The organism is Streptomyces sp. SID3212 (assembly GCF_009865405.1).
Taxonomy (GTDB): Bacteria; Actinomycetota; Actinomycetes; order Streptomycetales; family Streptomycetaceae; genus Streptomyces.
Genome location: NZ_WWJY01000704.1, coordinates 1 through 1,253, shown reverse-complemented (window position 1 = coordinate 1,253; position 1,253 = coordinate 1). Strand labels below are relative to the sequence as shown.

Annotated in this window: 1 pseudogene; it reads right to left on the bottom strand. The window is 76.0% G+C overall.

The features are described from left to right. Nucleotides 1–1,253 (bottom strand): annotated as a pseudogene (locus GT042_RS21125) (CoA transferase); the annotation flags it as partial.

Sequence of the window (1,253 nt, the reverse complement as noted above, 5' to 3'; positions counted from 1 at the left end):
GCCTCGCCCAGTCGTCGGGGGCGCCGTCGAAGGCGACGGGCGGCCGGGCGTGGCGCAGTCGGCCGAGCGCGCTGTCGGTCTCGGTGAGCCAGCGGGAGAGGTGGTCGGGGTCGTACGCGGTGTGGGGCTGCCCATTTTGGGTCGGTCCGGTGTCCGTCTGTCCCGCGTCCGGAGCCAGGTCGTGCAGCAGCCAGTGGGCCGTACGGGCGAGGACCGGCCGTACGGACAGGGCCCCCGCGCCACCGAGCTGTTCGGTGAGGGTCCTGAGCACGGCGGCGGCCAGCAGGTAGCCCGTGCCGTGGTCCAGCGCCTGTGCCGGGAGGGCGCCCGGCTGTGCGGCGGACCCCTCTTCCACCGCGATGCCGGTGGCGACCTGGACGAGGCTGTCGAAACCGCGCCGGTCGGCCCAGGGGCCGCTGTCCCCCCCAGGCGGACAGCTGGGCCACGACAAGTCCCGGCCGGCGTTGGGCGAGAGCCTCGGGGGCGAGGCCGAACCGGTCCAGGGCGCCGGGGCGGTAGCCGGTGACCACGACGTCGGCCAGGGTCAGCAGCTCCTCGAAGGCCGCCCGGTCGCGGGTGTCGCCGAGGTCGAGCCGCGTGGAGCGTTTCCCGAAGCCCGTGTCGGTGTGCTGGTCGGGCAGTTCGGGCTGGCCCGGCGGGTCCACCCGCAGGACGTCGGCGCCGAGGAGGGCGAGCGTCCTGGTGGCGACGGGGCCGGCGATCACGCGGGTCAGGTCGAGGACCCGTACGCCGGAGGCCGGCAGCAGCGGATCGCTCCGGAGCGGTGGGAGGGTGCGGGCGGCGGACGGACTCGTGGGTGCGCTGTCGATCGGCCGCAGGTCCACCAGCGGACGGGCCGCCACCGCGGCGGCCTGTGGGTGCGCGGCCCATTCCCTCGTTGTCCGAAGCGCGACGGCCAGTCCCCCGGCCGCGACCACCTCGTCCTCCACGTCCTGTGCCGTACGGCCGCCGAGGACCGCCGCCACCCGTTCGACCGAGGCGGCCTCCTCCGTGAGGCCGAGCGCGGACAGCAGACGGGCGCGGTGGTGCGGGTAGTTGGCGTGGGTACGGACCCAGCCGTCCGCCGTCCGCCAGAAGCGGGACAGCTCGGCGAAGGCGACCGGCGCCCTGCCGTCCACCAGCAGATGCCGCTCGCTGACGAAGGCCGTGGCGACGGCGCCGTCGTCGACACGTACGGCGGGCACCTCCCGTCCGGTGCGCGCCGAGGCCAGCTCGGCGGCGGCAAGGGCGCA